Below are 4,796 nucleotides of genomic sequence, written 5' to 3' on the forward strand. Positions count from 1 at the left end.
GATCCTGAAAATGGATCTAATACTACGTCACCACTTTGGGTAAAAAGCTTGATAAACCAAGCCGGAAGGCTTTCAGGGAAAGCTGCACTATGGTTTTTGTTTGAGCATTCTGTAGCTAGATGCAGTACGTTAGATGGTAATGCCATTTTTCTGTCGACCCAATTCTCAATTTTTTTACCGAAGCCGCTCCCTACCCTCGATTCGTCCCTTTTTTTATCCGTATCACTTAAATTCTTCAAACGAGAATTAGCCCAATCCCCCATTGGTACTTTTACTGAGTCTTGATACATATGGAATTTTTTGTTTTTTGTGAAGTGTAAACAACGCTCCCAAGAATCTCTAAATCGGTTAGGCCATTTTCCTGGGAAGCTATTTTTTTTATGCCACATGTACTCCTCTGTCCATAGCCAACCAATCTCTTTCATTTTCAGAATTAATTCAAGAACATAAGTATGCCTTTCACCATTGACAACTTTTTCCTTGATATTGAGCACAAAAGATCCGGTAGGTTTTAATATTCTTAATAGTTCATGGGCTATAGGTAAGAACCAGTCAACGTATTTATCAGGATTTATGCCACCATAAGTATTCTTACGCTGGTCAGCATAAGGCGGGGATGTGACGATCAGATCTACTGAATCATCATCTATTAGTTTGAGAACAGATAAACAATCTGCATGGAACAATGTTGATGCATTTATGTTCAATTTTTTCCGTGTGCGTTGTAACATTTTTTTTACCCAAAAAAGCCAGTAGCACGATCATAACTTTTTAAGCAAAAGAGGTCCAGAACTATCATGCTAGTTTGTTTTTTTCTATCTTCACATACTTAGTTTTTATCGAGGTTTTATCGCTGATATTTCTCGTATTTAGCTATTAAATATCTCTATTTTTATGAGTTTTGTCTTTTTTATTGATGCTTTATTCTTACTGGATTAAAACGTCCAAAAAACTAAAAAAACATCGATAAGTACTTATTATTAATCTGGGCAGGATGTGTGATGTAGTCCTACAATGGTAAACCATTACAGGACTACATCACTTTGACTTGTTCGCTCCCTTCAGTGCTCAATTTTCCTGCTCTGCGAGGCATTGACTACCGTCAGTTTTAATATGTGGTTACACCATATTAAACATGAATAAAAATCCATCACGCAACAACCATGGCTCCGGTGTAGAAACCCAAAAATAAAGATAAAATAATTAAGATTTTTCCAATTATGTAGCTGATTATATTGCTTATGCGTCGTCTGTTGGTAAAGTTTTAGATATACGATTCCAGCACACGACTCTTCAATATTTTCATAACGGGTTAGGAATTATTTGATTTTGTAACTAAATCAAATATCCATCTTTAATTGGTTACTTTGTTTGAAGGTAAAGGCTAGTGCGGTGACTGTTCGGCCTTTTTTGATAGTGTCGTACTCGATAAAGAGATCGCTACGCTGGTTTAATTCCTCTACAGAGGACTTAATTACCCGTCTATTCAGCTCTTTAAATGTTGGATATTTGTCTCCCAGCCCCAGAGCGCCCCTGAAATCATCAATCAAAATTACTCGATAATTCTTGTCGTTAAACCGCTGTAGCAGCTCGTATAAACGGATTGAATGGCTGGATTGTAGGTTAGCTATGTTTCGCAGTTTGTACGTGGTGAATCGGCTCTGTAGTTGGCTGATATACCGTAAAACTTCATCACTCCAAGTGATCGTGATTGAGCCTGCCCCAGCAATGCGCTTGGATTTCTTTTGAATCCAACGTAACTCAACATCATCATTTCCTTCTTTGAGCACAATTGTCGCCCCATAGAGCGCATCTACAGCGATATAAAGCTCTCTGTGTGCATTTGGAATACCCATTAACTCCGAAAATTGAGTAGCGGTAATCGTCATCGTTTTAGGAATTTCAGATCTAGGATCGACCATCCCAAGGCACGCCAGCACTAGCTTTTGCGCTTGAACATTGAGCCGATAACTTGCATCGATCAGCGAATTCGATTTAGTAACGGATATATTGTTCATAGGGTGGTCTCTAATTTGTTTTGTACACCATAATCATGGGTGGCTTCATTGTCAAACAGTACACCTAAAGGGTGTGAATACAACTGCGAATCTGTACACCTATAGCGCCCTAAGAACTGCGAATCTGTACACCTATAGCGCCCTAAGAACTGCGAATCTGTACACCTATAAACTCTACAGCCCACGTCCCCCAAGGGCTCTAGGGGCGCTACAAACAAGAAAGATCTATACAAACAAGAAAGATCTTTATTACAAAGGGGCAAATCTGTGGATAACTTCGTAAAAATTAGACATTTAGAGCGAAAAGCAGCGGCTGCGCCGCGACCATGGGGCTTCGCCCCTAGGTCGCCTAAAGGCTCCACCCTTCCCCAAAAATGCCTCGCCATTTCCTGCCGTTGGCAGGGGCGAGATTGAAAAACCGCGCTGCCGGTGCATTTTGTCTTCGACCATTAAGCTGTAGCAGTGCGGCTCGGATAGTTAAAAATCAAAAGCGGCTTAGCAGGGCAAGGGCGGGGCAAAAAAGCGCCCCTAAAAACGTTCCGCTTCGCTTCCATGCTTTCGCTACGCTCAAAAGCGCATAAAACAACTTGATTATGTAACTATTTCAAGCTATTTTGATTTTGTAACTTTTTCAATGGGGATTGCGATGACCGAAACAAAAAATCATGGAGGGGCCCGCCCTGGTGCAGGCCGAAAAACGAAATACGAAAAAACAACGGTGATGCGTGTACCTGAGAAATACCAAGAAGCGATCAAAGCGTTGATCGCTCATTTGGATAGTACCGCTGAGATTAATCGGCACTTTCAGCCGGTGGAGTCTGAAAAAATCTATTTACGGTCTCTAAATGATAATAAGCAGCATCTCACGTTCAAAATTAGCCCATTTTAACGCAATAGGAAGCCCGTGGAGCCGTTTAAATCACTTTCGCGGATGTTTCCTTGTGAAAGTGACTTAAATGGCCGACAAGCGTTTTACAGCGCGTCAGGCAGTTTTGAATTGAATCTGTAACTAAATCAAGTTATCTGAAGTACACAAAATAGGTCGAAACCATTGCGACAGTAACGATCGCAACAAAGAAAACAGGCATCCAGTCACGCATTAAAGTTTTCATACATTTTTCCTTTTTTTGGGCTGTGTATTGGCTTGATTTAGGCTCTTTGGAGGCGCGTTCAGGGCTTAAAATAGGTTCGAACTAGGCGCTTTTGGGGCTTGGATTAGGCTCAATTTAGACGCGATCTGGAACTGGTTTTAAAAATTTTAGAGAATTATAGGCACGCTGTCGAAAGTATACTTTGTTGCTTCGCAAGTCGTATCTTTCGCGTGCTTAGGGTTCCCCTAACACCTTTTTAAACTCTACGAGTTAGTGAACAAACTTGAATGTGTTTCAAATTCAAGTTTGTTCAAACCAGAATTATGGATTATTTACTATTGCAGTAATGCGTCTTACTGCCTGACCACCTGCAGATACTATCGTTTCAAGTTGCCGGTCTTGTCTAATAGAAAGAAATACTTCGACTGTAAAACCGTGTTCTGCATGCTCATTGCAAATATAGGCATTAGTATTAGGTGCCCATATTGCGGTAGTGTCTTCCCGTCTAAGTCTTACTGAAACGTTGTTGGTAGCTACATTTCCACAACCAGGTATTATACATGACATTTGATAACTCCTTTATTTTCTAAATGGAGTCCCATCATAATTGAATATCGCTATATTAAAAGTCATCAGCATTCAAAATGTTATGCATCACCAGGCTTTGTTATTTCCGGTTTTAGAACCAGAATTATCTTGTACTAACAACTCCCAATTGATCACCCCTAAATCATTGCAGTATTTTGAAACAAACTCCGCGGTAAATAAATTTAACTTAGCATCAATAAAGTGTTGTAATTCTTCATTTTTTTCTTTAGCTGAACGTCCGAAAGGCTCTATTATGTCTTTGTATAAATTAGAATTTCCATCAGAAATGAACGTCCAAAAATCTTCACCACATAGTTTTATATGTGTACCTTTGTCTGGTGAAGAGTCGTAACCATAACAGCAACCTTCAACGCAAAAAATTGATTGTGAACTCATACCGCCAGATGTACCGAGAACTTTTTTTGCGAGTAAAAAATTATCCTTCATTTTTTTTATTTGAGATGAATTACCCCAATTAGGCCCTGATTTTATGCTAACTAGATATTTCATTCCTTCTCGTTCAAACTCAAGATCAATGCCTGTAGCGCTTGATTTTCTACCACCTAAAGCCTGGGAACATGTAAATATTGCTACTTTTTCCATGAAATTACCAAATACCGTTTCTTCTCCTGAAGATACAGTGGCCTCCATAATCGACTTAATCAAATCACTAGCGTTATTCATTCCTTTTGCTTTAAATAAATAAGGGTTTTTTCTCTTAGTTATATCTATCAGTTTTAATCCGCATATTTTCAGTTCTTTCTTTTTATGAAAATCACTATCTACATTAGAAACTATAAATTCTGATATTGTTGTTGAATTAATCATTAATTCTCCTCAAAAACAACAAAGCCATTTTTTTCTTTTTTTGACAGATTAACTCTCTCTGCACTAGCGATACAATGTTCACTCAGCAACTCAATTCCTATACCAATCCTTCCTAGATCTTTTGCTACCTTCATTGTTGTTCCAGATCCTGAAAATGGATCTAATACTACGTCACCACTTTGGGTAAAAAGCTTGATAAACCAAGCCGGAAGGCTTTCAGGGAAAGCTGCACTATGGTTTTTGTTTGAGCATTCTGTAGCTAGATGCAGTA

Annotated in this window: 5 protein-coding genes; 1 reads left to right on the forward strand and 4 read right to left on the reverse strand. The window is 38.9% G+C overall.

What is annotated here, in order from left to right:
• On the reverse strand, positions 1–731 hold a 731-nt coding region (locus ACROAE_RS20345; protein ID WP_432406065.1), incomplete at its 3' end, for a DNA-methyltransferase.
• Positions 732–1,340: 609 nt separating this feature from the next.
• Entirely contained in the window at positions 1,341–2,018 is a 678-nt protein-coding gene (locus ACROAE_RS20350) for a replication initiation protein (protein WP_432328371.1), read from the reverse strand.
• A 646-nt stretch (positions 2,019–2,664) separates the two neighbouring features.
• On the opposite strand from ACROAE_RS20350, the gene ACROAE_RS20355 reads away from it, so the two are divergent.
• A complete protein-coding gene (locus ACROAE_RS20355) occupies positions 2,665–2,907 on the forward strand; it encodes a hypothetical protein (RefSeq protein WP_311907009.1) in 243 nt (80 codons plus the stop codon).
• Positions 2,908–3,763: 856 nt separating this feature from the next.
• Here the strand turns inward: ACROAE_RS20355 and ACROAE_RS20360 are convergent.
• Both ACROAE_RS20360 and ACROAE_RS20365 read right to left on the reverse strand, forming a co-directional pair.
• Entirely contained in the window at positions 3,764–4,525 is a 762-nt protein-coding gene (locus ACROAE_RS20360; protein ID WP_432328369.1) for a PmeII family type II restriction endonuclease, read from the reverse strand.
• Positions 4,525–4,796, reverse strand: a 272-nt coding sequence (locus ACROAE_RS20365; protein ID WP_432406070.1) for a DNA methyltransferase, incomplete at its 5' end; no start/stop codon positions are given. The genes ACROAE_RS20365 and ACROAE_RS20360, both read right to left, overlap by 1 nt.

Source organism: Shewanella sp. MF05960 (genome assembly GCF_050849305.1).
Classification (GTDB): domain Bacteria; phylum Pseudomonadota; class Gammaproteobacteria; order Enterobacterales; family Shewanellaceae; genus Shewanella.

What these genes read in the sequence shown, in the direction of transcription:
- ACROAE_RS20350 (WP_432328371.1), bottom strand. Translation starts at nt 2,018, where the DNA reads ATGAACAATATATCCGTTACTAAATCGAATTCGCTGATCGATGCAAGT.
- ACROAE_RS20355 (WP_311907009.1), top strand. Translation starts at nt 2,665, where the DNA reads ATGACCGAAACAAAAAATCATGGAGGGGCCCGCCCTGGTGCAGGCCGA.
- ACROAE_RS20360 (WP_432328369.1), bottom strand. Translation starts at nt 4,525, where the DNA reads ATGATTAATTCAACAACAATATCAGAATTTATAGTTTCTAATGTAGAT.